Source organism: Providencia sp. PROV223, from assembly GCF_028479245.1.
GTDB classification, from domain to species: Bacteria; Pseudomonadota; Gammaproteobacteria; order Enterobacterales; family Enterobacteriaceae; genus Providencia; species Providencia rettgeri.
The window spans coordinates 49,061-70,330 of record NZ_JAMPNG010000021.1 but is presented as its reverse complement, the minus strand read 5'-3'; the positions used below and the strand labels follow the sequence as shown (position 1 = coordinate 70,330).

18 protein-coding genes and 1 pseudogene are annotated in these 21,270 nt (G+C 38.0%); 9 read left to right on the top strand and 10 right to left on the bottom strand.

What is annotated here, in order from left to right:
• Positions 1-2: 2 nt before the first annotated feature.
• Entirely contained in the window at positions 3-998 is a 996-nt protein-coding gene (locus tag PR767_RS18560; RefSeq protein ID WP_004913775.1) for a LacI family DNA-binding transcriptional regulator, read from the bottom strand.
• A gap of 472 nt (positions 999-1,470) precedes the next feature.
• Here PR767_RS18560 and PR767_RS18555 point away from each other — a divergent pair, with 472 nt between their 5' ends.
• Positions 1,471-2,100, top strand: a complete 630-nt coding sequence (locus PR767_RS18555) for a response regulator transcription factor (RefSeq protein ID WP_123382372.1) — start codon at positions 1,471-1,473, stop codon at positions 2,098-2,100.
• Positions 2,101-2,715: 615 nt separating this feature from the next.
• Here PR767_RS18555 and PR767_RS18550 read toward each other — a convergent pair.
• The 3 genes from PR767_RS18550 to PR767_RS18540 form a co-directional block, all read right to left on the bottom strand.
• Positions 2,716-3,357: a helix-turn-helix domain-containing protein gene (locus tag PR767_RS18550; protein WP_004913781.1), complete on the bottom strand. Its 642-nt coding sequence runs from the start codon at positions 3,355-3,357 to the stop codon at positions 2,716-2,718.
• Between the two features lie 215 nt (positions 3,358-3,572).
• Positions 3,573-4,907 carry a 30S ribosomal protein S12 methylthiotransferase RimO gene (rimO, locus tag PR767_RS18545; RefSeq protein WP_004913782.1) on the bottom strand — a complete coding sequence of 445 codons (1,335 nt, stop codon included), beginning with the start codon at positions 4,905-4,907 and terminating at the stop codon, positions 3,573-3,575.
• Between the two features lie 191 nt (positions 4,908-5,098).
• Positions 5,099-6,028, bottom strand: a complete 930-nt coding sequence (locus tag PR767_RS18540; RefSeq protein ID WP_123382451.1) for a DUF7916 family protein — start codon at positions 6,026-6,028, stop codon at positions 5,099-5,101.
• Between the two features lie 282 nt (positions 6,029-6,310).
• On the opposite strand from PR767_RS18540, the gene PR767_RS18535 reads away from it, so the two are divergent.
• The 5 genes from PR767_RS18535 to efeB all read left to right on the top strand — a co-directional run bounded on the left by PR767_RS18535 (position 6,311) and on the right by efeB (position 10,325).
• Positions 6,311-6,868 (top strand): iron transporter, encoded by a 558-nt coding sequence (locus tag PR767_RS18535; RefSeq protein WP_272520743.1) that lies wholly within the window; start codon positions 6,311-6,313, stop codon positions 6,866-6,868.
• A gap of 95 nt (positions 6,869-6,963) precedes the next feature.
• Positions 6,964-7,299, top strand: coding sequence for a cupredoxin domain-containing protein (locus PR767_RS18530; protein ID WP_110732217.1), 336 nt, complete (start codon positions 6,964-6,966; stop codon positions 7,297-7,299).
• A gap of 11 nt (positions 7,300-7,310) precedes the next feature.
• On the top strand, positions 7,311-8,144 hold the full coding sequence (locus tag PR767_RS18525) for an FTR1 family iron permease (protein WP_004913791.1): 834 nt from the start codon (positions 7,311-7,313) through the stop codon (positions 8,142-8,144).
• Entirely contained in the window at positions 8,137-9,039 is a 903-nt protein-coding gene (locus PR767_RS18520) for an EfeM/EfeO family lipoprotein (RefSeq protein WP_272520742.1), read from the top strand. Before PR767_RS18525 ends, PR767_RS18520 begins: the two co-directional genes overlap by 8 nt.
• An 11-nt stretch (positions 9,040-9,050) precedes the next feature.
• On the top strand, positions 9,051-10,325 hold the full coding sequence (efeB, locus tag PR767_RS18515; RefSeq protein WP_196719110.1) for an iron uptake transporter deferrochelatase/peroxidase subunit: 1,275 nt from the start codon (positions 9,051-9,053) through the stop codon (positions 10,323-10,325).
• A 117-nt stretch (positions 10,326-10,442) separates the two neighbouring features.
• Here the strand turns inward: efeB and PR767_RS18510 are convergent, their stop codons facing one another.
• The 3 genes from PR767_RS18510 to PR767_RS18500 all read right to left on the bottom strand — a co-directional run bounded on the left by PR767_RS18510 (position 10,443) and on the right by PR767_RS18500 (position 13,339).
• Positions 10,443-11,177: a vWA domain-containing protein gene (locus PR767_RS18510; protein WP_117162682.1), complete on the bottom strand. Its 735-nt coding sequence runs from the start codon at positions 11,175-11,177 to the stop codon at positions 10,443-10,445.
• Positions 11,178-11,351: 174 nt separating this feature from the next.
• Positions 11,352-12,248, bottom strand: a complete 897-nt coding sequence (locus PR767_RS18505) for a hypothetical protein (protein ID WP_109912027.1) — start codon at positions 12,246-12,248, stop codon at positions 11,352-11,354.
• 164 nt (positions 12,249-12,412) lie between these two features.
• On the bottom strand, positions 12,413-13,339 hold the full coding sequence (locus PR767_RS18500) for a LysR family transcriptional regulator (RefSeq protein WP_004913807.1): 927 nt from the start codon (positions 13,337-13,339) through the stop codon (positions 12,413-12,415).
• 144 nt (positions 13,340-13,483) lie between these two features.
• On the opposite strand from PR767_RS18500, the gene PR767_RS18495 reads away from it, so the two are divergent.
• The gene (locus PR767_RS18495; protein WP_272520741.1) at positions 13,484-15,259 is read left to right on the top strand and encodes an adenine deaminase; all 1,776 of its coding nucleotides are present in this window, start codon (positions 13,484-13,486) and stop codon (positions 15,257-15,259) included.
• A gap of 32 nt (positions 15,260-15,291) precedes the next feature.
• A complete protein-coding gene (locus PR767_RS18490) occupies positions 15,292-16,635 on the top strand; it encodes an NCS2 family permease (protein ID WP_272520740.1) in 1,344 nt (447 codons plus the stop codon).
• 57 nt (positions 16,636-16,692) lie between these two features.
• Here the strand turns inward: PR767_RS18490 and PR767_RS18485 are convergent, their stop codons facing one another.
• From PR767_RS18485 to mdlC, 3 genes and pseudogenes are all read right to left on the bottom strand, one after another.
• Positions 16,693-17,163, bottom strand: a complete 471-nt coding sequence (locus PR767_RS18485; RefSeq protein WP_226537885.1) for a RidA family protein — start codon at positions 17,161-17,163, stop codon at positions 16,693-16,695.
• A 61-nt stretch (positions 17,164-17,224) separates the two neighbouring features.
• Positions 17,225-17,398 (bottom strand): annotated as a pseudogene (locus PR767_RS18480) (aminoglycoside adenylyltransferase domain-containing protein); the annotation flags it as partial.
• Between the two features lie 48 nt (positions 17,399-17,446).
• Positions 17,447-19,075 carry a benzoylformate decarboxylase gene (gene mdlC, locus PR767_RS18475; protein WP_272520739.1) on the bottom strand — a complete coding sequence of 543 codons (1,629 nt, stop codon included), beginning with the start codon at positions 19,073-19,075 and terminating at the stop codon, positions 17,447-17,449.
• A gap of 857 nt (positions 19,076-19,932) precedes the next feature.
• Between mdlC and gltS the strand changes: the two genes are divergently transcribed.
• Positions 19,933-21,138 carry a sodium/glutamate symporter gene (gene gltS / locus PR767_RS18470; RefSeq protein WP_004913824.1) on the top strand — a complete coding sequence of 402 codons (1,206 nt, stop codon included), beginning with the start codon at positions 19,933-19,935 and terminating at the stop codon, positions 21,136-21,138.
• Positions 21,139-21,270: the final 132 nt, after the last annotated feature.

Sequence of the window (21,270 nt, the reverse complement as noted above, 5' to 3'; positions counted from 1 at the left end):
AACTAAAAAGAATTACGTTCTAACAAGTCGCAAGCAACATATTCAACACTATTTTGCTGCCGTTCCTCTATGATGTGCAAAGCGGCTTGTTGACCTAACTGATAGTGCGGTAACACAACCGTACTTAATGGTGGATAAAATAGTTCTCCAACACCTATCATATTATCGTAGCCAAGTACTGCGATATCTTGTGGGATACGTAAACCACGGCTAAGTAGTACTTGGTAAGCTAAAAATGCAATACGGTCATTTCCACAAATAATGACATCAAAATCCGGTTTTTTATTCTTAAAGTGACTATTAATTAAAGCTATAACATCTAAATAGTGTTCATCACCTAACTCTAAATGGTATTGCTGAAGCGATTCTAGAGGTAAATTAGCCGTTGCCCACGCAGATTCCACCGCTTCACGGCGCGTTTTTCCAGCAAGTGTTTCTTGCGGGATATAAAGACAAAGAGGATTCCGATACCCTTTCTCTATTAAGCGATTAACTGCATTCAATTGACCATTAAAATCATCTGGTACATAGGCTGGAAACTGCCCTTTTTTATCTATGCAATTGGCAAGAACCAAACGATTATTATGTAATCCTTCAGGAATAGTCACTTCTCGAAGGCCCATCGTAGTATAAATAATACCATCTGGTCGCTGGGATAATAATTGCCGGACAGCTCTTTCACTATCTTCACTGGAGGTAATATTAACAACAAAGCTACTCCAGCCGAATTGCCTCGCGGTTTGCTCTATTGAAAGAATGATTTCCACAGAAAACGGAGTTGTCGCTGTATCAAGGGCCAAAACGCCAACTGTCGAAACCCTAGAACCTTTTCCTCTAATCTTACGAGCAGAAAAATCAGGAACATAATTGAGTGACTCAATAGCTTGTTGGACCTGTTTTAAGGTTTCAGGCTTGAGTAATTCAGGGTTATTAATTGCCCGTGATACTGTCATCAATGAAACATTTGCAAGTCGAGCTACGTCTTTTAAAGAAGCCATTAAGTATATTCACTCATCAAAACTAGGTTAGAGTAAATTTTAACATGTCAGATATAAAAAGCACTTAATCTTCGTCAATTCACAGATTAAGTACTATCACCTAAGAAAACAGCATAAAGTGTACATCTAAGACTTTTTATGACTAATGATTTAAGATATTATTGATTAGCTTTAACAATATTTCTGTCTATTACTTTATGTTAAAAAACACATTTAATAAGTAAATTCACATAATATGTTACACGTCATTAATCGAATATTACCCAATGACACAAACTTTAACTATTGTTTCTATTTTTATATTAAATTTAACTAGATGATGTTTTTAATATAAATTAAGGTCAGTAATACACTAATAAAAAGAACAACGATCAGTAGAAAATATTATTGTGAAATTTTAATTTCACTTTATTTATCTACGTATTTAATCAGATTGGTATGAATATCAAATCAGTTCAACAGGAGTATGGTGATGAATAACACCATTCACGTAATCGTAGAAAGTGATAATGTCTTTAAGAATAAACTGAAACTAATGATGGAATCTTTTGGTTTTATCTTTAGATTTTATAATAACGAAGAAGTGTTTATGAGTAATTATACTTACCCTAATGAGGGTAATGTAAAAGAATGTATTTTATTATTCTTAAACAATGATGAAAATCGTATTAGTAGATTAAACAATATAAATAATTCATTTGGTATTGTTCCATTCATTGTGCTTGCTGAAGAGCCTTCTATCAGTTTGTGCCGTGAGAGTTTTAAAGCCGGAGCTTTTGATTTTTTCCCTTTGCCTTTCAAGGACATTGAAATTTTAAACTCCATCAGTAACGCAACAGAATTATTTTTAAATATGCATGAAAAGTATAAAAAATATACCTACCTCTCTGATAAATTTAACCGTCTTTCGGTTAGAGAACGAGAAATCATGGATATGATATTAGAAGGTAATACCAGTAAAGAAACCGCTGAAAAACTGTCACTATCACCAAGAACTGTAGAAGTTCATCGCTCTAACATTTATACGAAACTAGGTATTAAATCACTGCCACAACTTATTCAAGAATACGAATACATTAATACCTATCCTAAATATATTTAATTTATATGATATGTTCATCTTGTTATAGCGTAATTAGTTTCTGGTGGTTTGACTCTAAGCCATCAGAAACTAATTACCTAAAAAATGCCAAGAGCACTATAATTTAGATAAATATAGATAAAAATCCTGTCAATTTTAAAATAATAACTTGTTTTTATAAGTGATAAACAATAGTTCTACTCTATCACAGATTAAAGAAACCTAAGTGAATTGATAATTCCACTAGTAATAATAACTACTAATACTTGTAAAATAAAATAATACTTTTTTGTGTTACTGAAATATCATTTAAAATAATAGTGCACCTATCACACCATTTTTTAGTAAGACAATGCGCTTTCTCATCAATATTTATCCATCACAAATCTAAAAAAATAGGGCTGTAAACGACATACCAACTTACCTAACTCAAGCATAATAAGTATCGTTTTCATTTTCTTTTCTCGATACATCAAGTAACGACACAAGCAGATAGATTATGCTTTATTTATCTATCGACTGTCGTTCAAAATGTTGGTAAATTCTTCGCGCTTCGCTGTTTTTATGCTTTTTTGTTGTTGTCCACAAAACATGCGAAAGCGCTTTTTTTTTACGGTCCAAAGCATATGTAAGAAGCTATTTGTAGTCTTTAATGTTAATTTCATACTGCTTTAGTTTGCGCCATAACGTTGTCCGCCCCATATCAAGGACTTTATGCATTTTTTGAATTTTACCTTCACAAGCCTGCGCCACTTCAATAATCAAAGCTTTCTCAACTGAATGAATATCCAAGCTAGCGAATCGTTGCTCTACCTTATTTTCCTTAAAAATTTCTTGTTCATAATAGTGAAATTTCAATTTCCCACTCGCTTCCCTTGCTAAAGCCTGCGTGAGTGCAAACAAAATATTGCAGCTATTCTGAGTTGAAGATAAAGCGACAACTAGAACTGGCTCTCCAGCATGTGAATACACTGGAGCTAGATAATAAAAAATCCCATGTAATTCGATTGGCGCAGTATACAACTTAGCCCGCGCACCATAAGTCAAATTATCAGATAATAAAGCTGCTATCTCAAAATTGCCCCCAAACTCATGACTAAGCCAAAGCGTTTTTCCATCAGAGCTAATCAGAGAACTTCGAATATTATTATCATGTAATGAGGCTAATCCACCTTCAATAGTTGTATAAGCAAGCTCTACAATATATTTATAATCATCTGAATTATAAATACTTTCTTTTACAGGTGTTGTAGTTGGAAATATTAAATGAACCGACATAGTTATCCTTATTCTTCGATAAGAGTTATCTGATTATGTCAATTTCCCATTTAATTATTATATTCTAGATCAAGTTATTAATTGATAGATTTAAACCGCTTGATCCACATCAATTTTTCACAATTAAAAGCAGTAAATCAATGTGGTAAAAAACAAAATGGCTAACTTAATTTACCTAAGTTAGCCATTTACACTTTTAAAACGCTCTGATTCACTTAGGAAGTGACAATATTTCCCCACAGGTCATATTCATCTGCATGCTCAACGAATACTTTCACTATATCCCCCGCGTTAACACCAAATTCACCATTAAGATAAACCATACCATCAATTTCTGGCGCGTCTGCCATACTACGCCCAATAGCACCTTCATCATCAACTTCATCAATAATGACTAAAATTTCTTTACCAATTTTATCTTGTAAACGCTGTGTAGAAATTTGTTGTTGTAATTGCATAAAACGATGATAACGATCTTCTTTAATTTCCTCAGGGACTTGATCCGCCAGCTCATTCGCTTTCGCTCCCTCGACAGGGCTATACTTAAAGCAGCCTACTCGGTCTAACTTCGCTTCCGATAAGAAATCGAGTAGCATTTGAAAATCGTCTTCTGTCTCACCAGGAAACCCCACAATAAATGTTGAACGTAAGGTGAGTTCAGGGCAAATTTCACGCCAACGCTTAATTCGCTCAAGTGTTCTTTCTACAGCGCCAGGGCGTTTCATTAACTTTAAAATTTTAGGACTTGCATGCTGCAGCGGAATATCTAGGTAAGGTAAAACTTTACCTTCTGCCATCAAAGGGATGACATCATCAACATGTGGATAAGGATACACATAATGTAAACGTACCCATACACCCAGTGAAGCAAGTTGTTCACATAACCCCACCATGCTAGTTTTTACCGGCTGCCCATCCCAAAAACCCGTTTTATTTTTAACATCAACACCATACGCAGAGGTATCTTGTGAAATAACCAGTAACTCTTTTACCCCTGAAGCGACTAAACGCTTAGCTTCATTTAACACATCTCCAATTGGACGGCTATCTAAATCCCCTCGCATAGAAGGAATAATGCAAAAAGTACAACGATGATTGCACCCTTCGGAAATTTTTAAATAGGCATAATGCTTTGGAGTCAGTTTTACCCCTTGTTCTGGAACTAAACTCAAGAAAGGGTCATGTTCAGGTTTTGGAACGTAGTGGTGCACGTGGTTAAGTACTTGCTCATAGCTATGTGGACCAGTGATTTCTAAAACTTTTGGATGTACTTCACGAATTTGGTTCTCTTTCGCACCAAGGCATCCTGTGACAATCACTTTGCCATTTTCATTCAGAGCTTCCCCAATCGCTTCTAGTGATTCCTGCACCGCGCTATCGATAAACCCACACGTATTCACAATGACTAAGTCAGCATTATCATAGCTTGGAACGACTTGGTAACCATCAGTGCGCAACTCAGTTAAAATGCGTTCTGAATCAACTAGATTTTTCGGGCAGCCGAGTGAAACGAAGCCAATTTTTGGCACCGGATTAGTATTTTGCGACATAACTCACTTCTTTTTTTGTGTTATAGATATTGTTTTAGAAAAATGGGCGAAATTTTACCTGAAGAATTGGGGGAATTGTATAAATTTTTATCGAAAATAATCTGTATTTAACGCGAAGATAATAGAAAAAAATTGTGTTAAACAGGTGATTCCTACAAACCATTTTTGTAAAAATCACCTAAGAATGCCAATTAGCGATTAACCGAACGAGCAATACGTGAATAGGTGTGACGAACACCACGGATCACAATACTATAATTTAAAATATTCTCAGGTAATGCGATTCCGTTATAACCTGAATCACCAATATGGTGTAAATCTGTCCCGGCCATTTTGCACATTAATGCAATTTGCCGAATAGTTTGTAAATCTGCACCTTCTTGAGAAGTGCCAATCGCCGTCATTGTCATCACGCCTTGGGAATGGCAATAACCTACCATTTTTTGCACAAATTCTAATGAAATCCCAGGTACCGTTCCCGGAGCTGGGAGCAAAATAATATCCGCACCATTGTTAATAAAGGTACGAATATCATCATCTGTGATGAGTTGCTCTGCGGAAGCATTTAAAACACCAGCAGCGTGCATTTTTCCCGTAATAAGCACAATATCTTCACCCACAACAGCTTTAAGCTCTTTAAGGCTCTGGTTAATTTCCTGATTAGTTACTCCATTGCCAGGGTTCCCCGTTAGAACAATAATATCCGCACCCATTTCTTTTAATTTAAGAGCATTTTTTACTGTTGCTAATCGCCCTTCTGACATTTTCCATTGCGCATCTTGTGTCGGATTATTAAAGCCCTCAGGTACAGGCTCTAAATTAACACCGATTGCTCGTCCCGTTAAACGCTTAAGTGTGCGAATGATTTCCTCAGGTTCAACCCCTTCGGGTAGGCCTTGCATAATCGGTTGATTAACATCAAAAACATTCAATAATAAAATGTCTGCACCTTGGCTTGCGGCTAATTCAGCATTCGTCACTGTCATTAATACGGGTTGAATTGTGCCTATGGTTTCAGAAACCAAAATTCGCCCTTCACTTGCTTTAATTGATTCTAATAGATTCTTTTTATTGAGTTTTACAATTTCTGAAGCAGAGCAGTCAAGATAACGTCGTTGCATGGCTATACCTTTATTTTCAACAAAATGAATGAAGTGTTCTTTCGCAGTAAAATTCACACCTTCAAAATATATCATGTAGACAATAATAAACTGCCTAATAGAACACACTATTAGCAAGTTATTTTTCAAAGAATAATAACTTTTTCTAACACTTAGATTTTTATATAAAAACAAACATTTTTAGCGACGAGTAATTTACTTATCGTAAATTACCACTTGTTTTTTAGTAATGGTAATGATTATCATTACAACTCTATATCACTTATGGTAAGGACGAAAATAATGAAACTCGCCTATAAAGCTGCTGTTTCAGGTCTCGCGTTGTTTTCAATCTCAGCATTAGCTCAAGAGTACCCTCTCGGTCACCCTGTGATCAAAAACGGAATGGAAATCCAAGGTGTTTACCTACAACCAATTACAATGGATACCGAAGAAGGCCATCATGCAATGTCTCACTTAGCTGCAGATAAAGCAGATGTCCACTTAGAAGCAGATATCCACGCTGTTGAAGATAACCCAAATGGCTTTGCAGAAGGTGATTGGATCCCTTACCTAACCATTGAATATTCAGTCACGAAACTTGGTGATAAACCACAAACTCAAACAGGCACATTTATGCCTATGGTGGCAAGTGATGGCCCTCATTATGGGGAAAACATCAAATTAGATGGCAATGGTAAATACCGTGTCACCTATAAAATCTATCCGCCATCACACAATAAAGATGTTGCCTTTGGCCGTCATATTGATAAAGAAACGGGTGTGGCCCCTTGGTTCGAGCCTTTCGAAGTCTCTTGGGATTTTGACTACGCAGGTGTTGGCCGTAAAGGTAGTTACTAATTTTTTAACCTAAATTAGTTAAGGGCTTAACCAAGGGAATTTTCTTGCGTAAGCCCTTTTTTGTTTGTCGTTATAAAAGGATAAACCAAGCCAAAATGAAAACATTACTGAGCTTTTTACTGGTTATCACTTGTACAATAATTCCCCTATCTTCATTTGCTGCAGAAAAATATACTGTCGAATTAGAAATGAAAAATGGTGATCTTATCCCACGAGTTCTTGAAGTCCCTGCAAAAACAATTATCCGCATTAAAATTACCAATACAGGCACTGAGCCCGCAGAATTTGAAAGTATTCAATTAAGAAAAGAAAAAGTTTTAGCCCCCGGAGCAAGCTCTGTTGTTGTTATCGCACCATTGAAACCTGGCACATATACTTTTTTTGATGACTTCCACCTTTCTCACCCCAAAGGCGAGATCATTGCGAAATAAAAGGATTTAGCATGGGACAAGTTCTGTTTGTTGTGTGGCGTGAAAGTTTTGAAGCGTTGCTTGTCATTGGTATTATTTATGCGTGGATTAAACGCCACCCTGACGCACATAATGGTATGAAATACCTTTGGGCCGGTGTCGCTATTGGGGTTATTACCTCCATCTTACTCGCACTTCTCATCTATGGCGTATTTAATGTCCTTGATGATACAGGGCAATCACTGTTTATGATTTTTATGGAGCTACTCGCTTGTATCCTGATTGTCCAAATGGTGTATTGGATGAACAAGCATGGCAGCTCAATGAAATCAGAAATTGAATCAGGAATAAGCCGTAATGCGGCTCACCATAACTGGTGGGGCGCCGCATTGATTATTGCCATTGCCATTGCCCGAGAAGGAAGCGAAATCGTCGTCTTTTTATCTAGCTTTATTATGTCGTTAACCGCGTCTAATGCATCGGCTTTCTTTATTGAAGTCGGTGGTGGAATTGCAATTGCAGGCCTTACACTCTATGCATTCTTATTAACAAATCGTTTAGTTTCATGGTCTATCTTCTTTAAGGTTACCGGCGTTATTCTATTATTCCTCGCGTTATCTCTCCTACTTAAAGGGGTAGAAGAAAGCGCTAACTTACTGATTGAATATGATTTTTCGATCCCTGATTTTTTAATTTATCCCGCTTGGGATACAACTGCATTTCTTGACGATTCGGGTATTGCTGGTAATTTTATCTCATCTTTCTTTGCCTATCGTTCACAGCCTATTTGGCTCAGTGTCATTACCTTTATCCTTTATTGGGCTATTGTGATCCCATTGTTTACTCGGAGCAAAAAAAATGTCTAGCTCACTGAGGCATAACATCAAATGGGTCTCGATTAGCTTAATACTCAGTATGGCACTACCTAACTTGGTTCAAGGTAAAGCACTGAGATCCCCTGTACAAACAGGGGATAACATCATTATCGCTAAAGGGGATATTCCTACTCCTGAAAAATATCAACATGCTATCCAAACCTATTTAGCCTTTGCCACTGCTGAATTGGCAGAAATGGTGACGCAATTGGAATTGTTACAACAGAGTTTACAACAAGGAAAGCTAGAACAAGCCCAAGCCGCGTATATTCAGGCTCACCAACATTATGAAACAGTACGCCCGATTATTATTTTATTTGGTAATACGGATAGAACAATTAATCCAAGAGCCGATTACTTCCTTGATAAAGAAACTGATTACCGCTTTACGGGGTTTCATCTTGTTGAATACCAATTATTTATGCAAAAAAATACTGAACTTGCCTCAACGGCAAACCAAGAATTATTACTTAAAGGGCGTGATTTGTATAAACGGGTAGCAACTGAAACCATTGAAATTCCTAAGCTCGTGCAAGCCTCAGCTGATTTTATTGAAATGATCTTAGAAACAAAATTGGGCGGTAAAGAAAATATCTACATTTTGTCTGATTTAACTGATATTGCTGCTAATTTAAAAGGGTCACAAAAGATAATTGAAATTATTAAGCCTTTTATCAAGCCAGAGACCCTTGAAAAAATACAGAAAAATGACCAACTAATTAACCAAATAATGCAGTCATATCAACTATCAAATACGACATATCAAGCTTATAGCCAATTACAACTCAAAGACAAAATGGCGCTTTATTCATTACTCACTCAGCAAGCCGAAACTTTAGCAAAATTACGTGCTGAGCTCGATGTCGATGTTTACTATAAATATTAAGGCATACATTTATGCAAGCTAAACTGAGAAATATATTGCAAACCAACGGAATGTCCCGGCGTAATGCCCTAAAAATGCTCGCAATTAGTAGCGCAGTTTTAGCCGCCCCAGCATTAAAAGCACAAGATAAAATCGCCGATTGCCAACTCACTTATGACAAAGCAATCAATTATCTTGGGCCACACCAAGCCGGTGTTTTGACGCCTGAACCCAAAAATGCCTCCTTTATCGCATTTAATATGACGGCAAATTCCATCGAAGAATTACAGACTGTTTTTACTCTACTGACCCAGCGCATTGCTGATTTAACCCAACCCCAAAAAGCACCTTCAATCAATAATGATAAAATGCCTCCCGCTGAATCCGGTATTCTGGGAACGCAACAGCAACCCGACTCACTAACCATCACCGTTGCTTTAGGTAACTCTCTGTTTGATAACCGGTTCGGATTAAATAAAATCAAGCCTAAATATCTTAGTGAAATGACCAGTTTCCCCAACGATAGGTTAGAGCAGAAATGGTGTGGTGGCGATCTTCTTCTACAAATATGCGCGAATAGCCAAGAAAGCGTTATCTATGCATTACGTGATATTTTGCGTCATATTTCTCCATACAGCTTTCCTCTCTGGAAAATCGACGGCTTCTTACCTGCACGAGATATTGATAACCATTCCACTCCTATCAATCTTTTTGGTTTTAAGGATGGAACGGGAAATGCACCCGCTGATGACAATTTATTGATGAACGAATTAATTTGGATAACAAAAGGCAGTCAAGAACCATCTTGGTGTGACGGAGGGACATACCAAGCAGTACGTCTCATTCGCTTTAATTTAGAATTTTGGGATAGAACGCCATTAGAAGATCAAGAAAATGATTTTGGTCGGCATAAAGATTCAGGAGCCCCTATCGGCATGAAAAAGGAGCACGATGATCCTGAGTTTGGCCAAGACCCTCATGGTGACCGTATTTTATTTGATTCCCATATGCGCCGTGCAGAACCCCGTAATCCTGAACGTTATACCGCAAAACTAAGGCGAAGAAGCTACAGCTATTCACTCGGGTTAACCGAAACAGGGGCTCTCGATATGGGTTTAATTTTCGTCTCTTTTCAGAAAAATTTAAAAACAGGCTTTATCGACACTCAAAAGCGCCTTAATGGTGAACCGCTTGAACGCTATATCAAGCCCTTTGGTGGTGGGTACTACTTTGTATTACCAGGAATCGAGTCGGCACAAAACATACTTGCTGAAAAAATGTTTACAGCCTTAAAACAAACTAAATAATGATAATAATAAAATAAAAGCCCCTATTACCCTTGCTATAGGGGCTTTACTGGCAACTCTATCATCAACTATTAGGCATTTTAAATAATAAAATACTGCGTAGATTTGAACATATCATTATTTTTTTCGTTCCTTCACATCCGCTTCAACTTCTTGTTTCCAATCCTCTGATATTGGCGCAGACTTTTGTTTAGCTTCCACCGCTTTATTTACCGCACGGTAAGCCTTGTCGTATCCAGTCCCATCTTGGACATAACCAGTAGCATTTGAACTTTTAATTCCAATATTTTCTGCTTCAGAAATGGCATCAATATTCGCTCCCAAGAAAATAAAATCCCATTTATCTTCTGTTTCTGCGGACTTAATCATGGCTTTAATTTTTGCTTGAGAATATTTACGGCTACTATTTTCTTGTCCATCTGTAATTATCACAAAAAGAACATTATTATTTTTTGTAACCTTTCTATTTTCTTGCATTTTTTCAATACCGTCTCCTATCGCATCTAATAATGCGGTATAGCCACCAACGGGATAATCATCAAGTGTTAGATTAGAAACCTTTTCAATGGGTTCTCTATTATGAAGTAAACTTGTTTTGTCATTAAATAAAATAGTTGTAATGTAGGTTTTTGCTTTTTTTCCCTTATTTTCAGTTAATACACTATTATATCCACCGATTGTATCGGTTTCGAATCCTGACATTGAACCACTTTTATCTAGAATAAACACTAAATCTAAAATATCGGGATCTTTTTTAGTATTAATAATAGTAGTACTACTAGCAATAGAGGAAAATAAAAACAAAAATGCAGCTGATATGACGGTGAAAACGGATTGTATGGATAAATTCATCGCCGAGTTCCTTGGTGTGGTTAATATAACCATACCAATCTGGCTTTTTCATCAGTTATTTAAAATAAGATTACTCTGTATACTTAATAAGCATTTTCTTAATTAATTCCAAAAATTATTACTTGAAAATAATCTTCCTAAGTAAGTATATAAATAGTATATCCCCTTAAACCATTACTGTTTTAACCAAATACCATGTTCTCTTACTACATTAATTTCTTGAATAAAATTATTATACTTTATATTTTCTGTAACAGAGTTTGATGAAGCGCTTCGAGCCTGCTCATGTACTAACTCAGTAATAGCATGGTGAAATTCTTGGTTTAATTCTTTATGGATATCAACATCATCAGTATTTTTTAATCGTGTAGCTAACTGAATTAATTTTTCGGCTTTTATCTGTACATCCGTATTATCAAAAGTAACAGTTGGAACTTCATATATAAATGCCATATTGATAGAATCTGCAGCTTCATGATTAGCAGGATCCGGTAATAATTTTTGCCCATATTCATTATCTAAATAGGCAATTAATTCATGTTTATCAAAGCATTTAGATTTAATATTTCCATCTAACTTATCATCATATAGTGTGATTGAATCAGGAAAGCTTTCTCCTACTGGGTAGCTACACCTAAATATATTTGCATCAATAAGCGTTGCGTTAGAACTGCGGGCCGGTAGCTCAAGTTCGTGCCCATTAATTGTAATGGGATAGCTAGCAGGTTTAAACCTATCTTCTTTACCATCAACAGCATAAACTTCAGACAAGGTGTAGTAAACAAAATGATTTGGGTTAATAATCCCGCCAGAGTTATTTTCAAAAACAAAGAAATCCGTCACGTCACCTTCACCACTAACTAATTGGTGTGGTCCACTAGAAAGTAAAACAACGCCTTTATCATCCGGTAAAACATCATAACCTTTGCCATCTAGCTTAAACGTAATCGTGTTTGTACTTGGATTACTATAATAAAACTTACCCTTACCACTTAAAAGTTCCATATCGTCACAAGCGGAAAGTAATATAGTTACAGTTATAAAACAGCTATATTTTAGTATAGTATTCATAATGTTATTCCAAAAATCATTAACCCTGACTTATTAACTAAAAATTAGAGCTATTGTATGACGCTCTTTAAAATATTATTTTCGATATTAGAAACTATTATTCAGTTATTCGAATAAAATAACTTTACGATAAATGCGGTAGTTACCAATTTAATGGATATAACTTATGCGTTATTATCACGCAATACTTTTAACAATACCTGAAAAACCTCATCCATTAACGGCGTCGTTTGTTGGCTATTGCGAATTAAGGCTACTGTACGAGTTAACTCGGGTTGTTGTAATTGTAAAACTTTCAATTCTGGATCACGTAAATGTACAGTATAAAGCTGTGGTAAAATCGCAATCGCGAGTTTTGAGCGAACTAAGCCATATAGCGTTTCAATGTAATCCACTTGATAGCGAATCTTTAATTTTAAACGGTGACTTTCCACTGTCGCAGCGACCAAGCGTTGAATATTACCCTTCGAAAATACAGCCACATCACGGTTATTGAGTAGCTTCCATGGCATATGAAATCTATTATCCGCTACTGCGTCATCATTATGGATAACAGCCACAAAAGGGTCATCTTGTAGTGGAAAAATAGCTAAATTCTGAGGTACTGAACTATCTAACACCCCAATACCGAAATCAATTTCATGATTGATAAGTTTATTAATCAAAGCGTCATTCGTTTGGTCATAAAACTCAATATTAAGCCTCGGAAAATATTGATTTAATAGTTCAGGCACAGCAGGAAATAACAGAGAACTTACGGAAGGAACTAAGCCAATACGTAATGTTCCATCCCCTCCTTCCGCGATTATTTTTTGAATTTCACTAAATGCGCGATGAGAAACACTCAGTATTTGCTGTGCATGTGGCAAAATTGCAGTACCTAGCTCCGTTAATGTTACGGATGAAGCTGTGCGATTAATTAGCTTTCCTCCGATAACCGTCTCTATTTGCCGCAAAGCACTACTCAAAGCAGGTTGACTTACCGCTAGACGATTAGCGGTCTCGGTAAAATGACGAAGTTTCGCTAACGTCACAAAATACTGTAGCTGTTTGAGCGTGAGTGCAGGCAGCCTCTGCCAAGGTTCTATCATAATAATGTTCTTTTACTTTTATTGGATTAGCCAATATCTCGATTCATTATAACCATTTCTTATCACATGATAAATTTTATCATCTTGGCAAACGTTTGCGTTGCTCATAAAGTAACAATCATAAATTGTAGGAATGGTATCTTTATGTGCATAACAGAACAAAATAGGCGTCACGTCATTCAATCTGCTAAAGGCGAAAAGCCTTTTGACCTTTTACTCGCTAATGCCAATATTGTTGATATGGTAACCGGTGAAGTTCGCTTTGCAGATATCGGGATCACCGGCAACCTAATTGCTAGCGTTCATCCTACTGGAACCCGTACGGACGCAAATGAAACCCATGATTTATCAGGCTATTTCATTTCACCTGGCTTAATAGACACTCATGTCCATTTAGAAAGCTCACACTTACCCCCTGTACGTTATGCCGAAATAGTTCTAGCTCAAGGAACAACGGCTGTATTTTGGGATCCCCATGAGCTTGCCAATGTATTAGGCCTAGAAGGTGTACGTTATGCTATTGATTCTAGCCGAAATTTACCGCTAGATGTCATGGTTGCAGCCCCTTCGTCAGTGCCATCAACACCTGGCTTAGAAATGTCTGGAGCAGACTTTGCTGGGAATGAAATGTCAACCATGCTGAGTTGGCCGGAAGTTCGTGGCGTGGCCGAGGTCATGGATATGTTTGGTGTGCTCCATGGCAGTGACAGAATGGAAGAAATTCTAAATGCAGGAATTACATCAGGCAAGCTTATAGAAGGCCATGCAAGAGGTTTAAAAGGAGCTGATCTCCAAGCATATCTGGCTGCCGGCGTCACCTCTGATCACGAGTTAACCTCGGCTGAAGATGCCCTTGAAAAGCTACGTGCGGGCCTTACATTACAAATTCGTGGCTCACATCCTTACCTCCTTCCTGATATTGTTGCCACATTAAAATCCTTACCGCATTTGTCATCACAAATCACAGTATGCACGGATGACGTGCCTCCCGACATATTAATTGAAAAAGGTGGCATTATTGCGTTATTAAACCTGTTAATTGAGCATGGAATGCCAGCAACGGACGTACTACGCTTTGCTACATTTAATGCTGCAATACGCTTGCAACGCCATGACCTTGGCCTAATTGCTGCAGGGAGAAAAGCAAATTTAGTCATCTTCGATTCATTGGAAACGTTGAAAGCACAAGCCGTGTATGTATCAGGCCAAAAAATTGCAGAAAATAACCAACTTATCAATGCATTAAGTGCACATAATGATATTTTACCACCGCGAGACACCATGCAACTCTCGCCAATCACCCCAAATGATTGCACGTTAAAAATTGATGGAATCAATAATGGTAGTGCGCGTTTACGTCATATTCGTGGGGCACGTTTTACCCAATGGGGCGAAATTGACGTACAAATCAAAAATAGCGTGGTACAAGTGCCGAATAATTTCAGCCTTATTCGAGTTCAACACCGTCACGGCCGCCACGATGCTTTACCTCAGATAGCCTTACTTGAGGGTTGGGGGGAATTACGCGGCGCCATTGCGACTAGCTATTCACACGATTCACATAACCTCGTTGTCCTTGGTCGTGACTCTGATGATATGGCCATCGCCGCTAATTTATTAATCGAGAGTGGCGGAGGTATGGCGTTAGTACAAAATGGTCAGGTTTTAGCTCATGTCGCTATGCCAATTGCCGGTATGCTATCTGATTTACCCGCAACTGAGCTGGCTGCTCAATTTCGCCAATTGCGTGAATTAAGCAGCGAAATCGCTGATTGGGAGCCACCTTATCGAGTCTTTAAGGCTATTGAAGGAACCTGTCTTGCTTGCAATGCAGGCCCACATTTAACCGATTTAGGATTAACGGATGGAACAACACGTCAAATCGTTGACGCTGTCATCCATACTGCTAAGCACGCATAGAAAATTAATAATAATGATAGGAGAGCCAATTAATGGCTGACAATTCAATAAATACGCCAACATCAGGGAGTTGGCTAGAAAGGCGCTTTGCTTTACGTGAGCGCGGCAGTTCAGTAAAAACAGAGTGTTTAGCTGGGGTGACCGGTTTTTTAGCCGCAGCTTACTTGCTCGTGGTGATCCCCGGTTTACTTGCCGTTGGAGGGATGGATAAAGGAGCCGCAACCACTGGAACAATTATTGTCTTCGTCATTGCCAGTTTATTAATGGCATTCTATGCAAACTTACCTTTTATTGTTGGCCCTGGTATTGGAGGCTCAGTCCTTGTCAGTATTACACTTGCAGGCAGTGAAGGTATTGACTGGCAAATAGGGCTCGGCATTGCTTGTTGGTCAGGGATCTTATTTTTCCTATTAACTAAATTTGGTTTGCGTGAAGTTGTTACGCGCTCTGTCCCACAATCAATTAAACTCGGATTAACTGCATCAATTGGCCTTTTCGTTGCCGTATTAGGCTTTCGAAATGCAGGATTAGTACTCGCTAACCCAAAAACAAATGCATTAATGCTTGGTGATTTTCTTTCCCCCGGAGCATTAGTTGCACTTGCTGGCTTTTTCGTTGCAATTGCACTACAAGCTCGCAAAATACCGGGCGGAATTTTATGGGCTATTTTATTTGCAACCCTCTTAGGCATTCCTTTTGGTGTCACAAAATTACCTGAAAGCTTTATTGGTATTCCACACTCTGTAGCTCCTGTATTAGGGCATGTAGACTTAATTGGCGCATTAAATATCGCGTTTCTTCCTTTCTTATTTGTCTTTTTTGCTGCTGAGTTTTTCTCAACCATGGGGACAACATTAGCGGTTGGCGGAGAAGCTGGTTTATTAGATAAAGAAGGTAATATGCCCAATATTAACCGTCCCTTTATCGTTGACTCAATTGCTGCAGCACTAGGCCCATGGGTCGGTATTCCAGCCGCAACCGCACTTATTGAGTCCTCAGCGGCGGCAGAGGCTGGAGGTAAAACAGGTATGACAGCTCTTGCTGCAGCCTTTATGTTTTTATTAATGCTGCTATTTACACCAATCGCATTAATGATCCCAGCACAAGCCACGGCTCCTGCTCTGATTTTAATTGGACTAAATATGTTCAGTGGTTTACGAAAAGTAGACTTAGGCAATTTTACCGATGGCTTACCCGTATTAATGATGGTGATGATTACGCTAATCGCTAATAGCTTTGGTACGGGTATCGCCGGTGGGTTGTTATTCTATATCTTAATTAAAGCCGTTGCTGGCAAGTGGAGAGAAATTCCAATTAGCTTGTGGATACTTGCGGTACCTCTTGTTTATTATTTCTCAACACTAGTGAAACACTAAACCATTAGTGCCAGAAAAGCCGATTTTTCCACTGTCGGCTTTTCTATTCTAATTAATTTAGTTTAAAACTGCATGAGCTTCTATTTCTATTAACCATTCCGGCAAGGAAAGCCCAGAAACAATAACCCAAGATGAAGCAGGAGGATTGTTTGGAAACTTTTCTTTTAATGCTTTCGCAATATCCGCTTGTTCCTCATGGCTATTAAAGCCCTCTTTGATATAAATACGTAGCATAGCCACCTGAGATAAATCGCCGCCTGCCTCATGCAATACATATTCAATATTGATTAATGATTGTACGGTTTGTTCGTAAATACCCCCAGCAACAGTTTCTTCCGCGGCATTTACTCCAACCTGACCCGATAAAAATAATTGTCGGGTTCCCGTTATTTCTATAGCTTGGCTAAAGCCATACTGCAAAGAATTAAAGATAGAAGCCGGGTTTATCGATTTTTTAGTCATTTTTATTTCATTATTAATAAAACAATAATGCAGTATAAGCCATTTGCTTTTTGATTCATTAAACATCAAGCAAACGTCATTTGATTGGTATTAAGAAAGCATCAAAAGACACATTGATTTAAGCTACCTAAGAATAAATACGAATACGCTCAGCTAAATAATTCGCGCATTGCGTGACACTCATCAACTGATTTTCCCAATCAACAGAATCCCCTGTTAAATAGGCGTTTTTTGCTACCACTAGGATCGAAGTCAGTTCCACTGGCATTAATTCAGCTGCCCAAATAGCGGCCTCACTCTTTGAAGTAAATAGCCCCTAATTAGGAGCCATTTAATCAACGATACATAGTTAAATCAGTGGAGGAATTGACGGTAAAATAGGCACTTCAATCACTGTCGGCCCATTACGCCTAAATGCCTCTTCACAGGCTTGCTTAATGTCTTCTATCGTTTCGGCTCTCACCGCAGCACAACCATATCCTTTTCCTAAAGCCACGATATCTAAATTTGGAATATCAAGCCCCGGAACCCCTGGTGTTTCCTCCAATACTGCAAATGATTTTAAAATGCCATATTCATTGTTTTTCGGAATGATAAACACAATAGGTAAGTTCTGCTGCGCAGCACTCCATAAGCCTTGAATTGAATACTGCATAGAGCCATCACCAATAATTGCCATCACTGGGCGATGGCGCTCGCTGTCCCTTTCGGCTAATGCAATTCCCACACTTGCTGGTAAATTCCAGCCTAATGAACCACTTGCAAAAGTATAGAATGAATCAGGAAATTCAATTGGCCATTCACGATGAAGTTCACCGAGGTTTGAAGGGGACTCTTCCACCAAGACGGTTTCTTTTGGTGAAACTTCCCTCAAGGTGCGAAATAATTGCGTTGCACTCAGTGTTGGGCTATTACTGCTTTGTTCAGCTGCAGCTGGGTACGGTGCCATTCCATGAGGTTGTTTTTCCACCGTTTTTGTCGCAGTACGAGGCGCAACCAAGTTAATTAACCCTTCTAGTGCGAGTACAGCATCACTTAACAAGCTATCTCCAATAGGAGCTCTAGCCACTTCGATTGGGTCATCTGTAATGTGTAGTAATTTCAGTCCTTCAGGGATATAACTGCCTGCAACATAAGGGTAATACCTAAATACAGGAGCTCCAATAACAATGGCTAAATCATGTCCTTCGAGTTTTTCAGATAACGGTTTTGTCGCAAAAGGTAACCCACCTGCATATAGAGGATGAGTTTCTGGGAATGGCGGCCGTTCAGATGCAGGCGCAGCCCACACTGGAGCATTTAATTTTTCAGCAAGTTTAATGCCGATATCCCAACCTTCCCCTCTTGCAATGGCGGAACCATAAATAAGTACAGGATTCTTCGCATTCGATAGTGCTGAAGCAAACTCTTGTAGTCGAGCTGGATCATAACCAATGCGCTGCGGTACAGAACGAACAACAGCTTCTTGTGCTAGTGCGGGCTTATCCCAATCATCCAGTGGGATAGATAAAAATACTGGCCCAGCAGGTGGTTGCAGAGCCATTGCATACGCTCGCATAAAAGCAGCGGGGACGTCTTCCGCACGTACTGGTTGATAGCTCCATTTTACCCAGGGTTTTGGCAACGTTTCAGGCTCAATGTTGGTTAGCCAAGGCTCCATCAATAACATTTCTCGTGTTTGATTTCCCGCCGTAATAATTAATGGTGTTCGGTTCATATAGGCAGTCAAAATATTACTCATGGCATTACTTAACCCTGCGGAAGTATGCACATTCACCATCGCAACTTTACGCATTCCCTGCGCGTAACCATCTGCGGCGGCAACAGCAGAGGCTTCTTGTAATGTTTGGATATAACGAAAATCACTCGGAAAATCTTTTAAAAATGTTTCTTCTGTCGAACCTGGGTTGCCAAAAATGGTTGTAATACCTAACTTACGTAATAAATCATAGGTGACTTGACGGATCGTTTTTTGCATTTAAAACACTCCATAAAAAATATTCAAATTATCTAATAAAAAGAAAATTTAGATTTAAAACACTCTGTTAAACTCACACGCCATATCATTATTAAATAATTAAAATAAAACCTAACTCATTGTAATTAGGTACTATAGCAAAAAATTGATTAACGATATATTCAGGTGGATTTTCCTTTTAAATCCATCAAAAAGAAAGGTAATGACAATACACTTATGAAAACAAGCCATTAAATAACAGCCAAATTAGACAGTCTCAATAAGACGGTAAAAAAAACCAAATATAAACCTGAAACAAAATTATCAAATAGCGTTTAGTGATTATATTTGTACTTATTATATTCAAAAGTAACCATCAACGATTTGCTATTGATAAAAGGTCGTATATTTAACGCTAACGGCAACGCCGTCCCCTGATCTCTGAAGATTGTCCTATCTATAGGCTAGACAATATTTTCACTCAGTATCCAATAATGGATTATTTACCTCATTTTTCACTCTAATCTGTCCATTTTCTTTTATGTTGTACATCACACTTCTTATAATTACTTGGTAGCATAAGCCTTCAGTTACATGAGTTCCCAAAAAAAACAATTTTATCCTTACATGCCATCTTCAAAATGATCCCTTTCAACAGAAACCTGCTGTTCATGCTGTCTCTCGCTATTTTTAGCTAAGAAAATTTGCATATAAGACCTCGTTGTCACCCATTTAATACTCAGGCTAGGGTTAACTAAAAGTTATAGATACCCAAACAAAACTCATTGTTAAATAAAAGTTGCACAAAGTAACTTAATTTATCGCTAATGTTAAATAACAACAGTGAAAGTTCTGGTAAACTAACTTGAGGTAAAATAATGATCCTAGATGCCAGCTACACTTTATTAGTCGCTTGTTTGGCGCTGTTGATTGGTATGTTTGTTGTCAAATACACACCTTTTCTACAAAAAAACCATATCCCTGAAGCCGTTGTTGGCGGCTTTATTGTTGCTATCATTCTATTAATTGTTGATAAAACTGCAGGGTATTCATTTACTTTTGATGCTTCACTACAAAGCATTTTGATGATTACGTTCTTTTCATCAATTGGATTAAGCTCAGATTTTTCGCGTTTAATAAAAGGTGGTAAGCCACTTGTCTTATTAACGATAGCAGTGACTATATTAATTGCTATTCAAAATACCGTTGGTATGGGAATGGCTGTCATGCTTAATGAAAGTCCATTTATTGGTTTAATTGCGGGTTCAATCACACTTACGGGTGGCCACGGTAATGCAGGGGCTTGGGGACCAATATTAGCTGATAAATATGGTGTGACAGGTGCTGTTGAATTAGCTATGGCGTGTGCAACCTTAGGCTTAGTCCTCGGTGGGTTAATTGGTGGCCCTGTTGCTCGCCATTTATTGAAAAAAGTTGCGATCCCTAAAAGTACTGAACTCGAAAAAGAAACCATCGTTGAAGCTTTCGAACAACCGAGTGTTAAACGTAAAATTAATGCCAATAATGTTATTGAAACCATCTCAATGCTAATTATCTGTATTGTTGTTGGTGGCTATATTAGCGAATATTTTAAAGATACCGTCATGCAATTGCCAACCTTTGTTTGGTGCTTATTTGTCGGTATTATTATTCGCAATGTCTTAACACATATATTTAAACATGAAGTTTTTGAACCAACCGTTGATGTATTAGGTAGCGTAGCCTTGTCATTATTCTTAGCAATGGCGCTAATGTCCTTAAAATTCGGTCAACTCGCTAGTATGGCAGGCCCTGTTCTGATTATTATTGCAGTACAAACGGTGGTTATGGTTTTATTTGCAACATTTGTTACCTTTAAAATGATGGGCAAAGATTATGACGCCGTTGTTATTAGTGCCGGGCACTGTGGATTTGGAATGGGTGCAACACCAACCGCTATCGCTAACATGCAGACCGTCACTAAAGCATTCAGCCCTTCCCATAAAGCCTTTTTAGTGGTGCCTATGGTGGGTGCATTTATTGTCGATATTTCAAATAGTATCTTAATTAAAATCTTTATCGAAATCGGCACGTATTTTACCTAGTACACAACCATAAAGGCTGGGCTATAACCCAAGTATATAGTCTGGCCTTCACTTTTTATCTCTATTTAATTTAAACCGCCTAATTTCCTTTCACCATTTTCAGCACAAAATGAATAGTTGTTCAGATTAATT